Raw genomic sequence first — 18,237 nt, forward strand, 5'->3', positions numbered from 1 at the left:
ACATATGTTTTAGCTTAACATAAGGACAAACGGAATGGCAAGAGAAGGGACCGTTAGAATTCCGTTAAGAAACACATTGAATCTCAAACAGCCCGGTAGTATAATGAAGCCAATGTGAGCATACACAGGTGCAGTGAGTGAAAATGAATAGGGAGAATGGAAGTATGACATTGTATGACAGAAATGGGATGCCTGCCGCATATATTGACAGTGACAGGGAACATATCTACCTGTTTGACGGCAGACCGGCGGCCTATCTTTACGAGGATGCGGTATATGGATTTGAGGGCGCCCAGTATGGATGGTTTGAAAAGGGATGGGTCAGGGACCTGGACGGATACTGCGTCATGTTTACGGACCAGGCCCGAATCGGGGGACCGGCAAAGCCTTCCCGCCGTGAGACGCCGGCCAAATGGGCCAGGGCAGCCAGGCCAACCAGACGTTCCAGGGAGACAAAGCGTTCCAAGACAGCCTATAAGGCCGCCTGGTCAGAGATTGCGGCAGGGGATTTTTTGTCTGGTAACAGTTGACACTGTCTGGGAAATATGTTAAATTAAGAGTCAGTGCAAATACGCAGATAGGGAAGAGTAGATAACCGGATGGATGCAGAGAGCCGGCGGCTGGTGTGAGCCGGTGACGGATGGTTGTTGAACTGGCCCTGGAGTAGCCTGCCCCAACGGGGATGGACCGCCGGAAACCGGGGTCCGGGGACTAGTAGGACAGGACGGAGACCTTACCGTTATAAGAGGATTAAGTGCATGCGTCAGACAGCATGAACCAGAGTGGTACCGCGCGGGGATATATAGCCTTGCGTCTCTAGCAGTAGAGGCGCAGGGCTTTTGTATTTCATCCGGAAAATACGCGGGGCCGGTATGCTGTCTGGATAAAGGGGAATCATCCCCTTAGATAACCAATGGAGGAATGAGATTATGGCAACACAGTACAACCACAGCGCCATTGAGAAAAAGTGGCGTGAGAACTGGGAAGAGAAGCCCATCAATGTGAACGATGGCAGGAAGGAAAAGTATTACTGTCTGGATATGTTTCCATACCCTTCAGGCAGCGGCCTTCACGTAGGACACTGGAGAGGATATGTGATTTCAGATGTCTGGAGCCGGTATCAGCTGTTAAAGGGCAAATATGTCATCCACCCCATGGGATGGGATGCATTCGGCCTTCCTGCTGAGAATTATGCAATCAAGATGGGCGTCCATCCGGCTAAGTCCACAGAGGCAAACATTAAGAATATCAAGCGTCAGATTAAGCAGATTGCTGCGATTTATGACTGGGATATGGAAGTGAACACCACGGACCCGGATTTTTACAAGTGGACCCAGTGGATTTTTGTACAGATGTTCAAAAAAGGCCTGGCCTATGAGAAGGAATTCCCCATTAACTGGTGTCCCTCCTGTAAGACCGGTCTGGCAAACGAGGAAGTGGTCAATGGCTGCTGCGAGCGCTGCGGCACCACGGTTACCAAGAAGAACCTGCGCCAGTGGATGCTTAAGATTACGGCTTACGCTGAGCGCCTGTTAAATGACCTGGATAAGCTGGACTGGCCTGAGAAGGTCAAGAAGATGCAGACTGACTGGATTGGCAAATCCTACGGAGCCGAGGTGGATTTCCCTATTGACGGACGTGATGAGAAGATTACGGTATACACCACCAGGCCGGATACCCTCTACGGTGCCACCTTCATGGTGCTGGCGCCGGAGCACGCCCTGGCCAGGAGTCTGGCAACCGATGAGACAAGGGAAGCAGTGGAAAAATATATTTTTGATTCTTCCATGCGCTCCAATGTGGACCGTATGCAGGCCAAGGATAAGACCGGCGTGTTTACCGGAAGCTATGCCGTCAACCCGCTGAATGGTGCAAAGACGCCTATCTGGCTGTCCGATTACGTACTGGCTGATTACGGTACAGGCGCCATCATGTGCGTGCCTGCCCACGATGACAGGGACTTTGAGTTTGCCAAAAAGTTCGGCCTGCCCATTGTACAGGTAATTGCAAAGGACGGCAGGGAAATCGAGAACATGACCGAGGCATATACCGAGGCCAGCGGCATCATGATTAATTCCGGGGACTGGAACGGAATGGAGTCAGCTGTCCTTAAAAAGGAAGCACCCCACATGATAGAGGAAAAGGGATTTGGCCACAAGACAGTCAATTATAAGCTGAGGGACTGGGTATTCTCACGGCAGCGTTACTGGGGCGAGCCCATCCCCATCATTCACTGCCCCAAGTGCGGCTGCGTGCCTGTGCCTGAGGACCAGCTGCCCTTAAGGCTTCCTGAGGTGGAGAGCTATCAGCCTACGGGAACCGGCGAATCACCTCTGGCCGGTATTGACGAATGGGTAAACACCACCTGTCCGGTCTGCGGCGCTCCGGCCAAGAGGGAGACAAATACCATGCCTCAGTGGGCTGGTTCTTCCTGGTACTTCCTGCGCTATGTGGACAGCCACAACAAGGAAGAACTGGTATCCAGGGAAAAGGCGGACAAGTACCTTCCGGTGGATATGTATATCGGCGGCGTGGAGCACGCGGTGCTCCATCTGCTTTACTCACGTTTCTACACCAAGTTCCTGTGCGATATCGGCGCCATTGATTTTGACGAGCCTTTCAAGAAGCTGTTCAACCAGGGCATGATTACAGGAAAGAACGGCATCAAGATGAGCAAATCCAAGGGCAACGTGGTGTCTCCCGATGATTTGGTGAGAGACTACGGCTGTGACTCCCTGCGTCTTTATGAGCTGTTTGTGGGACCGCCGGAGCTGGATGCAGAGTGGGATGACCGGGGCATTGAGGGCGTATCCCGTTTCCTGAACCGTTTCTGGAACCTGGTAATGGACAACAGGGACAAGGATGTAAAGGCGTCCAAGGAAATGATAAAGCTGCGCCACAAGCTGGTATATGACATTGAATACCGCTTCAACCAGTTCAGTCTCAACACCGTGATTTCCGGTTTCATGGAGTACAACAATAAGCTGATTGAGCTGGCCAGGAAGGAAGGCGGAATCGACAGGGAGACTCTTAAGACATTCGTGATTCTCCTGGCGCCGTTTGCTCCCCATATCGGAGAGGAGCTGTGGCAGCAGTTAGGCGGTACCGACAGCGTGTTCCATGCACAGTGGCCGGAATGCGATGAGGAAGCCATGAAGGACGATGAGATTGAAGTGGCTGTCCAGATTAACGGAAAGACCCGCGCTGTCATCAGCATCAGTGCGGACAGCTCCAAGGAAGAGGCCATTGCCGCAGGCAGGGAAGCTGTTAAGGAAAAGCTGACAGGCAATGTGGTAAAGGAAATCTATGTGCCTGGAAAGATTATCAATATTGTGTGTAAATAAACAGAATTCCCTTATTTCCGGGGGATGACAGAATGCCTGCACAGCCATTCACCATGGGCTGGGCAGGCGTTTTTGCGCATGGTTATGAATGGGCTGTGAATGGATTAAGCATGGGATATATGGGGGCAGCGGCAGCGGCCATTCAGCTGTCTGTTCCGGGAAATGTAAGAAAAAAGAAATAACATTTGCTGTTATTGCAGGTTATAATAGGAAATGGATAAAACATGAGATTGAGGTGCAGTGATGAGACATAGGAGCGGAATAGGCGGAGACAGCAGGGAATATAGAAAGAACGGAATATACGGAAAGACAGGCAGGGCTGCGGCAGCGCTGGTACTGGCAGGAGTTATGGCGGCTGCGGGCAGCCTTACGGCCCTGGCTGCAGCGGGCGGCACAGGAGCCGGGGCAGCTTTGAATCCGGCGGACCGCGGGCCGGGAGTACAGGCTGTTTCAGAAGCAGAGCCGGAGGAGACAAAGGAAGCAGAGGCAAAGGCGGCAGTGGTGAACGGAGTCATACAGCCCATGAACCTGGAAGGGGCAAAGGATGCGGACCAGCTGGTGGTGGTAGTGGGCACCGGCGGATGCAGCGCAGATGTCTATTATTATAAGAAGTCAGGGGAAGACTGGGAGATGGCCTGGAAGGAAGCCGGTATCGCAGGCAGGAACGGCATTACAGACCAGAAGGCTGAGGGAGATGGAAGCACGCCTGCCGGTACATACGGATTTACCATGGCCTTTGGTCTTAAGGAAAATCCGGGAAGCACCCTTCCCTACCATAAAATCACGAAAGGCGATTACTGGGTGGATGATTCAGCCAGCCCGTATTATAACAAACTGGTCAATACATCACAGGTTGCAAAGAACTGGAATTCCGCAGAGAACATGGCGGCTTCCTCCCCTTACTATAATTATGCCCTGGCATTGGATTATAATGAAGCTTGCGAGCCAGGGAAGGGGTCGGCTATTTTCCTTCATTGCTTTACCGCAACCCGGGACAACGGCTCCGCAGGCTGTATCCGCCTGCCTCAGGAAAGGGCGAAGGAGCTGGTACAGTCAGCCACAGAGCGCACTAAGATTGTTATTGCCCCGGATATGGAACGGTTAAAATAATGGAAATTTCCATAAGGCAGAGGCAGGGGCGCATCAGCGCGGCCCTGCCATTTTTTTGGAAAGCATTTTCAACAAATCAATTTTCTTTTTCTCAGAGGGAGGCATTCTGGCGCTGAGGATGTTGACTAATAAGTCTGTCTCCCTGTCGTTAAACTGTACGCCTTTTTGTCTGGCCTCCATGTTGATGGCCATGAATGCCTCCATCATGTTGCTCTTGTCTGAGTGCTCAATCCGTTCCGCAAATTCAGTGAGCATGGCCAGCTTATCTTTGTTCATGGCCTTGAGCCTGGGGTCCTGTTTCCAGCTGTTATCCATAATTATGTAGTCCTTTCTGTAGTGGGTTTCAGTGATGAGCCGTACTAGGCCATGGCCTGCATGGCAGTGACTATCATTTCCATGGTTTCAAAACGGGATTGCTGCTCCGGCGTCAGGAACCTGCGCAGCTGTTCCATGGGAGTCTGGCCTTCCATCAGGGTTTCGGCCATGTCAATCATATCCTGTTCCATGGGATTTCCATATGGACGGATGGCCTTCAGCAGGTCCCGCAGGGAACCGTTTCCCTGAGGACGCTCCAGGGAGCAGATGCCCATGGACGCTACCTCCTCTGTCTCAAAGAGTTCCACTGTCTTTCGCAGCTCCTGAGCCTTGACAAACAGGGAGATGGCCTTTTGCTCAGGTACGCCCAGGTAGGGCAGGGAGGCCTTAATCATCTGCAGATGGTGGTCGCCTATGAGATAGTCCAGGTCGGTCAGTTTATAGTCATCAGATGGATTCATGTATTTCCACCAGCCTTTTCTTTCTTTGATTCCAATTTATGCGGAAGGGGCCTGTTACATGCCACTTATTTTCCGGTGCAATGAGCCAAAGCATGGACACTGCATATATTATAAGTATGGAAGGAGAGTGAAATCCATGTACAGCCGTTTGATTATAGATGGAAATGCAGTATATGAAATAGATGAGGAGTGCTTAAAACAGAGACAGGGAAGAAAGGGGTATGGAGGAAAGAACCGGGGCACAAAAAGTCCGTTTTCACCCGGGGAGGCAGGCGAGGCCGGCAAATAAGCCCGGCTTCCCTGCAAGAAAAAACAGGGAGTGATGAAGCACTCCCTGTTCCTTTGATTCTTTGGTGAAGGATTTCTTAGAGGTGGGAATTAGCAGCAGAAGCCGCCGCCACCGCCGCCGCAGCAGCACAGGATTAAGATGAGCCAGATAAAGTCTCCGCATCCGCCTCCACAGCTGCATCCACAGCCACAACCGCCGCCGCAGTCGCTATGTCCGAAGCCACCGCCGCCTCCACAGCAGCACAGAATCAGGATAAGCCAGATGATATTGCATCCGCATCCGCTGCCTCCTGTTCCACATCCACATCCACAGTCACAACCGCAGTTTGTTGCTGCTACATCACTCATGTTAGTTCCTCCATATAAAGTTTAATTACACTGTATCATATGAGGCCCTGCTTGCTCATGTTTCCACAATTTGATAAAATTTAGAAAATTTTTGTTGGTACAAGGATGGTATATATAGTATAATGTCGGCAGGCGCTGCAACGCAGGCATGATAAGGCCAGGGGCCGTGCCGCGGACGCGATACTGCGCGCGCCGGTTCCGGACAAGGGAAGGAAGACACGGGCCGGGACAGCAGATGAAAATGAAAAGAGGCTTTGAGAATGGACAAAAGCAGATTATATTACCAGATACCCTATGTAAAATCGTTTATGTGTACCGTGGAACACTGTGAGGAAAGCGGGAAGGGAACCTGGCTTGCGACTCTGAACCAGACTGGTTTTTATCCGGAGGGAGGGGGACAGCCCTATGATACAGGAACCTTAAACGGGATTCCCGTTCTGTCCGTCCATGAAAAGGGGGACCAGGTGATTCATGAACTGGCGCAGCCCATAGAAGAGGGAACCCTGGCAGAAGGGATAATCGACTGGCAGCGCCGGTACGACAACATGCAGCTGCACACAGGGGAGCATATTCTGTCCGGGCTGGTGCACAGGCGCTTTGGCTACGATAATGTAGGCTTCCACATGGGAGCCGAGGAAGTGACAGTGGACTTTAACGGCATTCTTGAGCCGGAGGACCTGGACCGTCTGGAAGACGAGGCCAATGAGCTGGTTTATGCCAATGTTCCTGTAAAGGTGCTTTATCCCACTGGGGACGAGCTCAGGACTATGGAGTACAGAAGCAAGAAAGAGCTGTCCGGTCTGGTGCGGATTGTGGAGGTGCCGGGCGGGGATGTGTGCGCCTGCTGCGGCACACATGTAGAAAACACCGGAGAAGTGGGCATCATTAAGATAAGGACCATGATTCATTACAAGGGCGGCGTGCGCCTGTCCATGCTTTGCGGCCGCAGGGCCCTGCTGGATTACAGGGACAGGCTGAAGGATGAAATCAGGATTTCCAACCTGCTGTCAGCCAAGCTGGTCCAGGTGCCGGATGCAGTGGAGAAGCTTAAAAACGACAGCCAGGACAGGGAGTTCCGGATTGGAAAGCTGGGAAGCAGCCTGATGGCGCTGAAGGCAGCGCAGTTCCGGGAGAGCACAGACCCCCTGATTGTATTTGAGGAGGATTTAAACCCGGTCCAGGTCCGCCAGTATGCCACCCTTCTCTACGAACAGAACAAGGCGGGAGTGGCTGCTGTCTGTTCCGGAAACGACAGGGAGGGGGAATATCACTATGCCCTTGGCAGCAGCAGGATGGATATGCGGGCGCTCAGCAAAGCCCTGAACAGCCGTCTGAACGGCAGGGGCGGAGGCAGCAGCCTTATGGCCCAGGGGACCTTCCGGGCGGAGCGGGCAGCCATTGAGGCGGCGTTCCTGGAAGAGACAGACATATAAAGGATGGTATAATGGAATTAAATCGCGATACAATTAAAAAAATCAGAGGACTGATTGTCTTTACCGTGGTGGTTGTGGTGGCGGGTATCAATTACAGGCGGCTGCTCGATGTGGCAGCCGGATTGATGCACATTGCCTGGCCTTTTATTCTGGGGGCGGCCATAGCCTTCATCTTAAACGTGCCCATGCGCAATATTGAGAGGCATCTGACTGTATTTGGAGAGGGCAGCAGGCTGAGGCGGCCTGTCAGCCTGGTGGTGACTATTTTACTGGTCACTGGCGGCCTGTTCCTGGTCATTTTTGTGGTGGCGCCTCAGCTGGTTAAGACGTTTTTGAATCTCCAGAGCAGCATCCCCGTATTCTTTGCAGGGGTACGGGATGAGGCGGAACGCATCTTTGCCAGCAATCCCCAGATACTGGAATATATGAACCAGATGGAAGTGGACTGGCAGGAAGTGTTCCAGAACATGGTTGCATTTTTAAAGAACGGGGCAGGTACCATGCTGAATACCACTTTTTCGGCAGCTGTGTCCATTGTCAGCGGCGTATCCTCCTTCCTGATTGGTTTTATCTTTGCAATCTATATTCTTTTGCAGAAGGAAACTCTGAGCAGGCAGATGAAGAAGGTGCTGGAGGCATTTCTGCCGGAACCGGTTGTGGGGCGGATTCTGGATATCACGGCCCTTACAGAGCGCACCTTTTCCAATTTTCTTACAGGACAGTGTGTGGAGGCTGTGATACTGGGAACCATGTTTTTTGTGGCGCTGACCCTCATACGTCTGCCTTATGGTCTGCTGATTGGGGTACTCATTGCTTTTACGGCCCTGATTCCTATTTTCGGTGCGTTTGTGGGACTGGCAGTGGGCGTATTTCTGATGCTTATGGTAAATCCCATGGACGCCCTGATTTTCACCATTACCTTCTTTGTGCTGCAGCAGATTGAGGGAAACCTGATATACCCCTATGTGGTGGGAAATTCAGTGGGACTCCCGTCCATATGGGTGCTGGTAGCCGTGACTGTGGGCGGAAGTATGATGGGTATTGTGGGAATGCTTATATTTATTCCGCTGTGCTCCGTGCTGTATGCCCTTTTGAGGGACGGGGTCAACGGACGTCTTGGTAAGAAGGGCGGGGAAATACCTGCCTGTGAGTCAGGATGCGGCCCTGCCTGTGAGGAGGATGCGGACCGGGAGAAGCGGGATTAAAAGCGGATAGGGTCAGAGGACCGGATGATAATATTAACACAGAAAACAATATTAATACAGAAAAACAAAACAGCCCGGAACCTGCCGCCATGCGGTTCCGGGCTTTGCTCTTGGCTGTAACGCCTGCCTGTCATTCCAGGCTTTTGTCTTAGGCTTATTCTCCCTGATACATATATTTGATTAAACGCTCGATGTCTTCCTTCTCATGAGCAACCAGGTCTAATTCCTTGATATATCCGTTGGAGAAGATGGTGGCCATAGACAGATACTGGGCTAATTTGGACTTCAGATTGATGCGGTCGCCTTCCGGAGATACAAGCTCCACAGTTCCCTTGCACTGGTCAATGACAGAGAAAAACTTTTCTACGTCTGTGATATTCTGAATCTTCATGGCATATCCTCCTGTGTTTGTATGCTTTTTCCTGAAATGGAAAAGGCTGGTTAATTTTTTAACATATATGATTATAACAGAAGGGCGGGGGAAGGGCAATTATGATTTTTCATAAAAATACAGGGTTTAAAGGGTGTTTTTTATCGCATCTAACAGCAGGGAGGATACCCGCAGGCCGCCCCGGCCTGTCCCTATGGAAATATCTGGTTTATTGCTTCCATGAAAATCGGAACCGCCTGTGGGAAGCAGACCGTGCCGTGCGGCCATTACCTGGAGCTTGGCGCTTTCCAGGCGGTTGTGGGAGGAATGGTATACCTCCAGGCCCTTCATGCCCAGACCGGCCAGGTAGGCGATAAGTTCATCTGTGGCCCTGTCCCCCAGTTTGTATTGGAAGGGATGGGCAAGGGCCACAAATGCATGGCTGTCCAGCAGGGCTTCCATGACTGCCTCCGGGGGAAGGAATTCTTTTGGAGGGCAGTAGGGGCCTCCGTATTTCAGATATTTTTTAAAAATATGGTCCAAATCAGGGCCCAGACCCTTTGCCAGAAGGGCCCTTGCCACATGAGCCCTGGTGATGACCGTGTCGGGGTTCCCTGCGCACAGTTCTTCGGCGGTAAGGCGGATGCCGTGGGCGTCAAATCGTTCCAGCATTTCCCGGTTTCGCTGGTCCCGGCGCAGGCGGAATTCCTTCAGGGCAGCCTGAAGGGAGGGGGAAGCCGTGTCCGCGAAAAGTCCGAGAATATGGATTTCATGGTCCCTAAAGCTGCTGGACACCTCGATGCCCGGCACCACTTCCAGCCCCAGTTCCTTACCTGCGTCCATGGCTTTGGCAACTCCGGCCGTGGTGTCGTGGTCCGTCAGCGCAATGGCAGAGAGTCCGGCCTCATGGGCCAGGCGCGCCACCTGTTCCGGCGGCAGGGTGCCGTCGGATGCATTTGAGTGGACGTGTAAATCAACAAAAGACATGATGTGACCTCCGAATCATAGGATGTAAAAACCTTGAAAAGGCTTGTAATTGATTTTTAATAATTTAATAATACTTACTTTATATATAGTAACATGAAATTCACAATAAGTAAAATTGGGCTGAAAAAAACAAAAAAGACGGTTCCATTTTACATAAAGTATGTTATACTACAATCTGTGAATAAATCCATAGGCAGAGATGACAGGTGAACAGAATGAATCAGTTAGAGAACAATCAGAGCAGAAGAAGTTCCTCAGCAGGCAGAAGCCGGGGCAGGGGTTCAGATAAAGGCACGGGACGGGGAACGTCCAGAAACACAGGCAGAAGCAGTTCGTCAGGAAGCGGTTCAAGGAGTTCTTATTCCTACCGTTCCGGACAGGCCGGCAGGATGAATGCGGCCCAGACAGCCAGACGCAACAGCCCTCACAGAAGGAAGAAGGGGCCGGATTATAAGAAGATAGCCATAGCCGGCGTCATCCTTATTATCTTAATTGCGTGCGTATCACTGGCCATGAAGTTCAGGGGAGCCGGGGGAAGCGAACCGGATAATACCACGGAAGAAACGACTGAGACGGAAATCATGAAGGAAGTCAAGGTAGACGGAATCACCATCACCGGTATGTCCAAGAACCAGGCCAGAAATGCAATCCTGAAGGAATACCCATGGAGCATGACGGTTACTTATGACGGGGATACATACGAGGTAACGAACCTTGCGGCGGAAAAGGTGGATGCGCTGCTGGATGAAATCTACAGCGGAGAACCGGCTGAAAGTTATACACTGAGCATGGACGGGCTGGAGGAAGCTGCTGCCAAGGAGGCGGAAAGCTGCGCGGCCAAATGGAATAAAAAAGCCAAAAACGGTTCCATTGACAGCTATGACAAGGAAAAGGGCGCCTTTGTGTTTGCAGGGGAAGAGAATGGTTTTGCCATTGACCAGGAAAAGCTGGCGGCAGACATACTGAAAGCACTGCAGGACAAGAAGTTCGATGCCTCCATCACAGCTGCGGGAAGCGAGACAGCGCCGGATATCAGTGCGGCGGCTGCCAAGGAAAAGTATAAAACCATCAGCACCTTTACCACCAAGACAACAGCCAACAAGGCCCGAAACACCAACATCAGGCTGGCTGCGGAGGCACTGAACGGCACAGTGGTGCATCCGGGAGAGGAATTCTCCTTTAACAGCGCAGTGGGACAGAGGACAGAGGCAAAGGGGTACCAGGGAGCGGCAGCCTATAACAACGGGGAAGTGGTACAGGAAATCGGCGGAGGCGTATGCCAGGTATCCACCACCCTGTACAATGCCGTTTACCGGTCGGGCCTGGGAGAGGAGAGCATTACCTTCCGGCGTTCACATACCTTTGAACCCAACTATATCACACCGGGCCAGGATGCCACGGTGAGCTGGGAACAGCCTGATTTCCGATTCAGGAACACATCCAGTACCTCTATCGGCATCAAGGCCAGCTACGCTGACCAGAAAATGACGGTTTCCATCTACGGAATCCCCATTCTGGAGGAGGGAACAAAGCTGGATTTGGTATCCGAGAAAGTGGAGGAGCTGGACCCGCCGGCGCCTACCTATGAGGAGGACCAGACCCTTGAGCCGGGAGTTGAGATTCAGAAGAGCGCAGGCAGCAAGGGAAGCAGGTGGATTACTTACAAGGTAGTATATAAGGATGGAAAGGAAATTTCCAGGGAGCAGGACCATAAGACCACATACAAGGGCCATGCCCCTGTTATCCGCCGCAATACCACCGGCGTGGTGCTGGCGCCTGAGGAAACCACCCTTTCCACAGAAACCACAACGCCAATCATTGACGGAATGCCGGACGGCTATATTCCGGGAGATGAGACGGCGGCCATACCTTCCGGGAGCGGTTCCCAGGAGAACGGACCAGGCACAGTGACCCAGCCGGCAGCGCCCACCACGGCGCCTGCAGCAGCACCTAATCCCACCCAGGCGCCCCAGCCCTCCGAGACTGCGGCAGCAGGGCCGGGCGGGGATAATCCGGTGATTGCACCGCTGAAACCGGAATAAAATGAGCAGATAAAAGAAGAGGAACCTTAAACAAGGGTTTCTCTTTTTTTGTTGCACTTTATATATTTTTGAAAATTGACATTGTATTTTTTGCCGTAATTTCGATTAAGCATTTGCAATTTGTTAAATAATTGCTATAATAGTAGACAGGTCAGTCTGCATAGGGTCGAAGCGTGTTTATGACATGCCAGGGTCCGGGGCAGACTTACATGTATACCATTACATATTCACTATTTGTAGGAGGAAATCAAAATGGCAAGAAAAATGAAAACCATGGATGGTAACCATGCAGCAGCACATGCGTCATATGCATTTACTGATGTAGCGGCTATTTATCCGATTACCCCATCCTCACCTATGGCTGAAGCCACAGACGAATGGGCAACTGACGGAAGAACCAATATCTTCGGTCGTGAAGTGCAGATTACAGAGATGCAGTCTGAGGCTGGTGCAGCAGGCGCTGTACATGGTTCTCTGGCAGCAGGTGCTCTGACCACCACCTACACAGCATCACAGGGTCTTCTGCTGATGATTCCTAATCTTTATAAAATTGCAGGCGAGCAGCTGCCAGGCGTATTCAATGTATCTGCACGTGCTCTTGCAAGCCATGCATTATCTATTTTCGGTGACCACTCCGACGTTTACGCATGCCGCCAGACCGGATGCGCCATGCTGTGCGAGTCCAGCGTCCAGGAAGTTATGGACCTGACTGTTGTTGCGCATATGGCATCCATCAAGGGCAAGGTTCCATTCATCAACTTCTTTGACGGTTTCCGTACATCCCATGAGATTCAGAAGATTGAGACCTGGGATTACGAGGACTTAAAGGAAATGGTTGACATGGACGCAGTAGATGCTTTCCGCAAGCATGCACTGAATCCAAATCATCCGTGCCAGAGAGGTTCCGCTCAGAATCCGGACATCTTCTTCCAGGCAAGAGAAGCCTGCAACCCATACTATGACGCTCTTCCTGCAATTGTTCAGGAATATATGGACAAGGTTAATGCCAAGATTGGCACTGACTATAAGCTGTTCAACTACTACGGCGCTGCTGATGCTGAGCATATCATCATCTCCATGGGTTCTGTCAATGACACCATCGAGGAGACCATTGACTACATGGTAAAGCAGGGACAGAAGGTTGGTGTTGTTAAGGTTCGTCTGTACAGGCCATTCTGTGTACAGGCCCTGATTGACGCTATTCCGGATACCGTTAAGGTTATTTCCGTATTAGACAGAACAAAAGAGCCAGGCGCCATCGGCGAGCCTCTGTACCTGGATGTTGTTGCTGCTCTTAAGGGAAGCAAGTTTGACCAGGTTAAGATTCTGACCGGACGTTACGGCTTGGGTTCCAAGGATACCACACCTGCTCAGATTGTAGCTGTTTACGAGAACACAACCAAGTCTCCGTTTACCGTTGGTATCGTGGATGACGTTACAAACCTGTCCTTAGAGATTGGCGCTCCTTTAGTTACCACTCCTGAGGGAACCACAAACTGTAAGTTCTGGGGTCTGGGCGCTGACGGTACGGTTGGTGCAAACAAGAACTCCATCAAGATTATCGGTGACAATACAGACATGTACGCACAGGCATACTTTGATTATGACTCCAAGAAGTCAGGCGGCGTTACCATGTCCCACCTGCGTTTCGGACACAGCCCAATCAAGTCCACCTATTTAATCCGTACAGCTAACTTCGTTGCCTGCCACAATCCTGCATATGTACGCAAGTACAACATGGTTCAGGAGCTGGTTGACGGCGGTACATTCCTGTTGAACTGCCCATGGGATATGGAAGGACTTGAGAAGCATCTGCCAGGACAGGTTAAGAAGTTCATCGCTGACCACAACATCAACTTCTACACCATCGACGGTGTTAAGATTGGTATTGAGACCGGCATGGGCCCAACACGTATCAACACCATTCTTCAGTCCGCATTCTTCGAGCTGACCGGCATCATCCCTGCTGAGAAGGCAAATGAGCTGATGAAGGCTGCTGCAAAGGCAACCTACGGCCGCAAGGGCGAGGATGTTGTTCAGAAGAACTGGGCTGCTATCGATGCAGGCGCTAAGGGCATGCACAAGGTAGAGGTTCCGGACAGCTGGAAGAACTGCGAAGACGAGGGTCTTGACTATGCAGTTGTAACCCAGGGAAGAAAGGATGTAGTTGACTTTGTTAACAACATTCAGACAAAGGTAAGCGCTCAGGAAGGAAATTCCCTGCCTGTATCCGCATTTACAGAGTACGCAGACGGTTCCACACCATCCGGTTCCTCCGCATACGAGAAGCGCGGTATTGCTGTTAAGGTTCCTGTATGGAATCCGGACAACTGTATCCAGTGTAACTTCTGTGCATATGTATGTCCTCACGCTGTAATCCGTCCGGTTGCCATGACTGCCGACGAGGCTGCCAAGGCACCTGCAGACATGAAGATGAAGGATATGACAGGTATGGCCGGCTACAAGTTTGCCATGACCATCTCTGCCCTGGATTGTACGGGATGCGGCTCCTGTGCAAATGTATGCCCAGGCATGAAGGGCAACAAGGCTCTGGTTATGGAAAGCCTTGAAGCTAACCTTGGCGAGCAGGCTATCTTTGACTTTGGTCAGTCCCTGCCTATCAAGGAAGAAGTTCTGGCTAAGTTCAAAGAGAACACCGTTAAGGGCAGCCAGTTCAGACAGCCTCTGCTTGAATTCTCCGGCGCTTGCGCAGGATGCGGCGAGACTCCTTATGCAAAACTGATTACCCAGCTGTTCGGCGACAGGATGTATATTGCCAACGCAACAGGATGCTCCTCTATCTGGGGCAACTCCTCACCATCTACACCTTACACCGTTAATGCCAAGGGCCAGGGTCCTGCATGGGACAACTCCCTGTTCGAGGATAACGCTGAGTTCGGTTACGGTATGTTACTGGCTCAGAACGCAATCAGAGACGGCTTAAAGGCTAAGGTTGAGAGCGTAATGGCTAACGAGAAGGCTACCGACGAGATGAAGGCTGCCTGCAAGGAATGGCTTGATACCTTTGGCATCGGCGCTCTCAACGGCACTGCTACCGATAAGCTGGTTGCAGTTCTGGACGGCGTTGACTGCGATGTTTGCAGAGATATTGTTAAGAATAAAGATTTCCTGGCTAAGAAGTCCCAGTGGGTATTCGGCGGTGACGGATGGGCTTACGATATCGGCTTCGGCGGTGTAGACCACGTGCTGGCATCCGGTAAGGACATCAACATCATGGTATACGATACTGAGGTTTACTCCAATACAGGCGGCCAGTCTTCCAAGGCTACCAAGACAGGTGCTGTTGCACAGTTCGCTGCAGGCGGCAAGGATGTTAAGAAGAAAGACCTGGCCAGCATTGCAATGAGCTATGGTTATGTGTATGTTGCACAGATTTGTATGGGCGCTGATATGGCTCAGACTGTTAAGGCAATTGCCGAGGCAGAGGCTTATCCGGGACCATCCCTGATTATTGCATACGCTCCATGTATCAACCATGGTATCAAGAAGGGCATGGACAAGGCTCAGACAGAGGAGAAGCTGGCTGTAGAGTGCGGTTACTGGAACAACTTCCGTTACAATCCTGCAGCTGAGAAGAAGTTCAGTCTGGATTCCAAGGCTCCTAAGCTTGAGACCTATCAGGACTTCTTAAAGGGCGAGGTTCGTTACATGTCCCTGGCTATGAAGAATCCTGAGAGAGCAGCTGAGCTGTTTGCACGTAACGAGGCAGAAGCTAAGGAGCGCTACGCTTACTTAGAGAAGCTGGTTACACTGTACGGCAACGACTAATCTAAGTCAGAATTGAATATTTGATAGATAAATATGGACCCCGGAGGGCTTAGGCTCCCCGGGGTTTTGTATATTCTGTTTCCAGAAGGGGATAATACTGGAAGAAAGGATGTGTGATACCAGTATGTTAGAAGAGAAGGCAATGGTTCAATTTCTGAACCGATTTACAGATTATCCCTTTTTGGTAAAATGGAAGGACCATGAAGACCGGGTAGGCCACGGCAATCCCATGTTTGCCGTTGATATCAGGGAAACCATACCGGTGAAGAAGCTGATGGACAGCACCTCCCTGGCCTTGGGAGAAGCCTATATGAAGGGCAAACTGGAGGTGGAGGGGAATCTGTATGAGGCCCTGGACCATTTCCTGGGGCAGATGGACCGTTTTTCCGTGAACAGCCTGCATCTGAGGAAACTTCTTCATCCCTCTAATTCCAGGAAGAACCAGCAGATGGAGGTTTCTTCCCACTATGATATCGGCAATGATTTTTATAAGCTGTGGCTGGACGAAACCATGAATTATTCCTGCGGATATTTTAAGACGGAACATGATTGCCTCTATGAGGCCCAGGTGAACAAGACGGACTATATTCTGAAGAAGCTGGCGCTGAAACAGGGCATGAGCCTTCTGGATGTGGGCTGCGGCTGGGGATTTCTGCTAATCAGGGCCGCTAAGGAATACGGAGTCAGAGGAACCGGCATCACCCTGAGTACGGAGCAGTATGAGGGCTTTAAAAAGCGCATAGAAGAGGAAGGACTGGAGCATCTTCTAAATGTGCAGCTCATGGATTACAGGGATTTGCCGAAAAGCGGCATGAAATTTGACCGCGTGGTCAGCGTGGGAATGGTGGAGCATGTGGGCAGGGAAAACTACGGCAGGTTTATGGACTGCGTGGACAAGGTGCTGAATCCGGGCGGTGTATTTCTCCTTCATTTCATCAGCAGCCAGAAGGAACATGCAGGTGACCCCTGGATTAAGAAATATATCTTTCCGGGCGGGGTTATTCCCAGCCTCAGGGAAATTATTTCCCTGATGGCAGAACATGATTTCCATATCCTGGATGTGGAGAACCTGAGAAACCATTACAACAGGACATTGCTGTGCTGGGAAAAGAATTTCAAGGAACATGAATCGGAAATAAAGGACATGTTTGATGAGGAATTTGTCCGGATGTGGGATTTGTATCTGTGCTCCTGCGCAGCTACCTTCCACAATGGAGTCATTGACCTTCACCAGATACTGGTGAGCAAGGGCGCAAACAATGAGCTGCCTATGGTGCGGTGGTATTAGGATTGGGACATGCGGTGCGCGGAAATGGAGGAAGGAGGCCATTTCTGCGCTCCGTGTTTCAGAGTATGGTTTTATAGATCTATATCTGATATAATTTAGGAATGTAGGGCTGGGAGAGGCTGGATGATTGGTTAAGGAGCAGGAGAAAATGAGAACAAAAAAAGATTTGATTACATACTGTCTTACCTATAAAGACGTATATGAAGACTACCCCTTCCGGGACCATGAGTGGACTGTTATACGCCACCGGTCCAACAAGCGGGTATTTGCCTGGATATACAGAAGGGAGGGTCAGGTCTGCATTAATCTGAAATGCGCGCCTGAGTGGATTGAGTTCTGGCGCAAGGCATATTCCGGTGTGCGTCCGGGATATCATTTGAATAAGAAGCACTGGAATACAGTCATACTGGATGGCAGTGTCCCGGAGGAGGACATCAGGCGGATGATAGGAGAAAGCTATGATTTGACAAGGGACCGCAGTAAAGAACAATAATATATGACAGGAGAACAGGGATGAATAAGCAGAATGAACACACAGGAATTGGCCCCGGCACAATTGTCAGGCATTTTAAGCGGGAGACCTTATCTGCCGGGGAAAAGAAAACCAACCGTTACCTTTATGTTGTCAGGGATATGGCCCACCATACTGAGACAGGAGAACTTCTGGTCATCTATCAGGCGCTGTACGGAGAGTTCAGAACCTTTGCCAGACCGGCAGAAATGTTTTTCTCTGAGGTGGACAGGGTAAAGTATCCGGAAATCAGGCAGCGCATGCGGTTTGAGGCGGTGTGCAGTTAGAGACGGCTTCTGAACATGATAAAGAATAACGTGCAATCAAAAAACGGCAGAGACAAAAAACAATGCCGTTTTTTTAATTGCTTGATTTTGATGTGCCCCTATGGGAGAGGGCAGCAGGGATGAAGGGCTATTTGATTAAATCCTTGTATTCCGGATGCTTTTCAAACCATCTGACAGCATAGGAACAGGTCAGAACAGCTTTCTTGTCCTGGGAGCGCAGATGCTCTGCCAGTGCTTCCATCAGTTTGCCGGCGATTCCCTGGCCGCGGAGAGAGTCGTCCACAAAGGTGTGGTTGATATCTGCTGCGCCATCAGCAGTGTCCGGAAATGTTACCTCAGCCAGCAGTTTATCCTGTTCATCATATAGGGCAATCTGATTTGGATGATAAGTGAAATTCATGGCAGGTCCTCCTGTATAGTGATTTTGGGACTGAACGTCCCGCTGTCATGTAATTATAG

18 protein-coding genes and 1 other annotated feature are annotated in these 18,237 nt (G+C 50.9%); of the genes, 12 read left to right on the forward strand and 6 right to left on the reverse strand.

Annotated elements, in window-relative coordinates; translation table 11 throughout:
- The first annotated feature begins 164 nt into the window (after positions 1 to 164).
- From FGS84_RS02275 to FGS84_RS02285, 4 genes are all read left to right on the forward strand, one after another.
- A complete protein-coding gene (locus tag FGS84_RS02275) occupies positions 165 to 530 on the forward strand; it encodes a 4-fold beta flower protein (protein ID WP_138306106.1) in 366 nt (121 codons plus the stop codon).
- 35 nt (positions 531 to 565) lie between these two features.
- Positions 566 to 821 (forward strand) — a binding site (T-box leader).
- A gap of 108 nt (positions 822 to 929) precedes the next feature.
- Positions 930 to 3,344 (forward strand): leucine--tRNA ligase, encoded by a 2,415-nt coding sequence (gene leuS / locus FGS84_RS02280; protein ID WP_138306107.1) that lies wholly within the window; start codon positions 930 to 932, stop codon positions 3,342 to 3,344.
- 32 nt (positions 3,345 to 3,376) lie between these two features.
- The gene (locus FGS84_RS30695) at positions 3,377 to 3,526 is read left to right on the forward strand and encodes a hypothetical protein (RefSeq protein WP_171042519.1); all 150 of its coding nucleotides are present in this window, start codon (positions 3,377 to 3,379) and stop codon (positions 3,524 to 3,526) included.
- A gap of 61 nt (positions 3,527 to 3,587) precedes the next feature.
- Positions 3,588 to 4,454 carry a L,D-transpeptidase family protein gene (locus FGS84_RS02285; protein WP_138306108.1) on the forward strand — a complete coding sequence of 289 codons (867 nt, stop codon included), beginning with the start codon at positions 3,588 to 3,590 and terminating at the stop codon, positions 4,452 to 4,454.
- 33 nt (positions 4,455 to 4,487) lie between these two features.
- On the opposite strand, the gene FGS84_RS02290 is transcribed toward FGS84_RS02285, so the two are convergent.
- On the reverse strand, positions 4,488 to 4,769 hold the full coding sequence (locus FGS84_RS02290; protein ID WP_138306109.1) for a hypothetical protein: 282 nt from the start codon (positions 4,767 to 4,769) through the stop codon (positions 4,488 to 4,490).
- Between the two features lie 44 nt (positions 4,770 to 4,813).
- Positions 4,814 to 5,230 (reverse strand): hypothetical protein, encoded by a 417-nt coding sequence (locus tag FGS84_RS02295; protein ID WP_138306110.1) that lies wholly within the window; start codon positions 5,228 to 5,230, stop codon positions 4,814 to 4,816.
- 136 nt (positions 5,231 to 5,366) lie between these two features.
- Between FGS84_RS02295 and FGS84_RS02300 the strand changes: the two genes are divergently transcribed.
- Entirely contained in the window at positions 5,367 to 5,519 is a 153-nt protein-coding gene (locus FGS84_RS02300; RefSeq protein WP_171042520.1) for a hypothetical protein, read from the forward strand.
- Between the two features lie 89 nt (positions 5,520 to 5,608).
- Here the strand turns inward: FGS84_RS02300 and FGS84_RS02305 are convergent, their stop codons facing one another.
- Positions 5,609 to 5,866 carry a hypothetical protein gene (locus tag FGS84_RS02305; RefSeq protein WP_138306112.1) on the reverse strand — a complete coding sequence of 86 codons (258 nt, stop codon included), beginning with the start codon at positions 5,864 to 5,866 and terminating at the stop codon, positions 5,609 to 5,611.
- A 260-nt stretch (positions 5,867 to 6,126) separates the two neighbouring features.
- Between FGS84_RS02305 and FGS84_RS02310 the strand changes: the two genes are divergently transcribed.
- Positions 6,127 to 7,299 (forward strand): DHHA1 domain-containing protein, encoded by a 1,173-nt coding sequence (locus FGS84_RS02310; RefSeq protein WP_138306113.1) that lies wholly within the window; start codon positions 6,127 to 6,129, stop codon positions 7,297 to 7,299.
- Positions 7,300 to 7,310: 11 nt separating this feature from the next.
- Positions 7,311 to 8,504, forward strand: coding sequence for an AI-2E family transporter (locus tag FGS84_RS02315; RefSeq protein WP_138306114.1), 1,194 nt, complete (start codon positions 7,311 to 7,313; stop codon positions 8,502 to 8,504).
- Between the two features lie 154 nt (positions 8,505 to 8,658).
- Here the strand turns inward: FGS84_RS02315 and FGS84_RS02320 are convergent, their stop codons facing one another.
- Entirely contained in the window at positions 8,659 to 8,895 is a 237-nt protein-coding gene (locus tag FGS84_RS02320; RefSeq protein WP_002587734.1) for a hypothetical protein, read from the reverse strand.
- A gap of 126 nt (positions 8,896 to 9,021) precedes the next feature.
- Complete coding sequence (locus FGS84_RS02325) at positions 9,022 to 9,861, reverse strand: PHP domain-containing protein (protein WP_138306115.1); 840 nt, start codon at positions 9,859 to 9,861, stop codon at positions 9,022 to 9,024.
- 215 nt (positions 9,862 to 10,076) lie between these two features.
- Here FGS84_RS02325 and FGS84_RS02330 point away from each other — a divergent pair, with 215 nt between their 5' ends.
- The 5 genes from FGS84_RS02330 to FGS84_RS02350 all read left to right on the forward strand — a co-directional run bounded on the left by FGS84_RS02330 (position 10,077) and on the right by FGS84_RS02350 (position 17,778).
- On the forward strand, positions 10,077 to 11,903 hold the full coding sequence (locus FGS84_RS02330; protein ID WP_138306116.1) for a VanW family protein: 1,827 nt from the start codon (positions 10,077 to 10,079) through the stop codon (positions 11,901 to 11,903).
- Between the two features lie 252 nt (positions 11,904 to 12,155).
- Positions 12,156 to 15,692: a pyruvate:ferredoxin (flavodoxin) oxidoreductase gene (gene nifJ / locus FGS84_RS02335; RefSeq protein WP_138306117.1), complete on the forward strand. Its 3,537-nt coding sequence runs from the start codon at positions 12,156 to 12,158 to the stop codon at positions 15,690 to 15,692.
- A 109-nt stretch (positions 15,693 to 15,801) separates the two neighbouring features.
- Positions 15,802 to 16,980 (forward strand): cyclopropane-fatty-acyl-phospholipid synthase family protein, encoded by a 1,179-nt coding sequence (locus FGS84_RS02340; protein WP_138306118.1) that lies wholly within the window; start codon positions 15,802 to 15,804, stop codon positions 16,978 to 16,980.
- Positions 16,981 to 17,128: 148 nt separating this feature from the next.
- A complete protein-coding gene (locus FGS84_RS02345) occupies positions 17,129 to 17,473 on the forward strand; it encodes an MmcQ/YjbR family DNA-binding protein (protein ID WP_138306119.1) in 345 nt (114 codons plus the stop codon).
- Positions 17,474 to 17,493: 20 nt separating this feature from the next.
- Entirely contained in the window at positions 17,494 to 17,778 is a 285-nt protein-coding gene (locus FGS84_RS02350) for a DUF1653 domain-containing protein (protein ID WP_138306120.1), read from the forward strand.
- Positions 17,779 to 17,905: 127 nt separating this feature from the next.
- On the opposite strand, the gene FGS84_RS02355 is transcribed toward FGS84_RS02350, so the two are convergent.
- Positions 17,906 to 18,178, reverse strand: coding sequence for a GNAT family N-acetyltransferase (locus FGS84_RS02355; RefSeq protein ID WP_138306121.1), 273 nt, complete (start codon positions 18,176 to 18,178; stop codon positions 17,906 to 17,908).
- Positions 18,179 to 18,237 lie beyond the last annotated feature (59 nt).

Origin of the sequence: Clostridium sp. 1001271st1 H5, from assembly GCF_005845215.1 — a bacterium.
Taxonomy (GTDB): Bacteria; Bacillota; Clostridia; order Lachnospirales; family Lachnospiraceae; genus Enterocloster.

Bases quoted from the DNA above. Each gene is read 5' to 3' on its own strand.
- FGS84_RS02275 (WP_138306106.1), top strand. From the start codon at position 165: ATGACATTGTATGACAGAAATGGGATGCCTGCCGCATATATTGACAGT.
- leuS (WP_138306107.1), top strand. From the start codon at position 930: ATGGCAACACAGTACAACCACAGCGCCATTGAGAAAAAGTGGCGTGAG.
- FGS84_RS30695 (WP_171042519.1), top strand. From the start codon at position 3,377: ATGCCTGCACAGCCATTCACCATGGGCTGGGCAGGCGTTTTTGCGCAT.
- FGS84_RS02285 (WP_138306108.1), top strand. From the start codon at position 3,588: ATGAGACATAGGAGCGGAATAGGCGGAGACAGCAGGGAATATAGAAAG.
- FGS84_RS02290 (WP_138306109.1), bottom strand. From the start codon at position 4,769: ATGGATAACAGCTGGAAACAGGACCCCAGGCTCAAGGCCATGAACAAA.
- FGS84_RS02295 (WP_138306110.1), bottom strand. From the start codon at position 5,230: ATGAATCCATCTGATGACTATAAACTGACCGACCTGGACTATCTCATA.
- FGS84_RS02300 (WP_171042520.1), top strand. From the start codon at position 5,367: ATGTACAGCCGTTTGATTATAGATGGAAATGCAGTATATGAAATAGAT.
- FGS84_RS02305 (WP_138306112.1), bottom strand. From the start codon at position 5,866: ATGAGTGATGTAGCAGCAACAAACTGCGGTTGTGACTGTGGATGTGGA.
- FGS84_RS02310 (WP_138306113.1), top strand. From the start codon at position 6,127: ATGGACAAAAGCAGATTATATTACCAGATACCCTATGTAAAATCGTTT.
- FGS84_RS02315 (WP_138306114.1), top strand. From the start codon at position 7,311: ATGGAATTAAATCGCGATACAATTAAAAAAATCAGAGGACTGATTGTC.
- FGS84_RS02320 (WP_002587734.1), bottom strand. From the start codon at position 8,895: ATGAAGATTCAGAATATCACAGACGTAGAAAAGTTTTTCTCTGTCATT.
- FGS84_RS02325 (WP_138306115.1), bottom strand. From the start codon at position 9,861: ATGTCTTTTGTTGATTTACACGTCCACTCAAATGCATCCGACGGCACC.
- FGS84_RS02330 (WP_138306116.1), top strand. From the start codon at position 10,077: ATGAATCAGTTAGAGAACAATCAGAGCAGAAGAAGTTCCTCAGCAGGC.
- nifJ (WP_138306117.1), top strand. From the start codon at position 12,156: ATGGCAAGAAAAATGAAAACCATGGATGGTAACCATGCAGCAGCACAT.
- FGS84_RS02340 (WP_138306118.1), top strand. From the start codon at position 15,802: ATGTGTGATACCAGTATGTTAGAAGAGAAGGCAATGGTTCAATTTCTG.
- FGS84_RS02345 (WP_138306119.1), top strand. From the start codon at position 17,129: ATGAGAACAAAAAAAGATTTGATTACATACTGTCTTACCTATAAAGAC.
- FGS84_RS02350 (WP_138306120.1), top strand. From the start codon at position 17,494: ATGAATAAGCAGAATGAACACACAGGAATTGGCCCCGGCACAATTGTC.
- FGS84_RS02355 (WP_138306121.1), bottom strand. From the start codon at position 18,178: ATGAATTTCACTTATCATCCAAATCAGATTGCCCTATATGATGAACAG.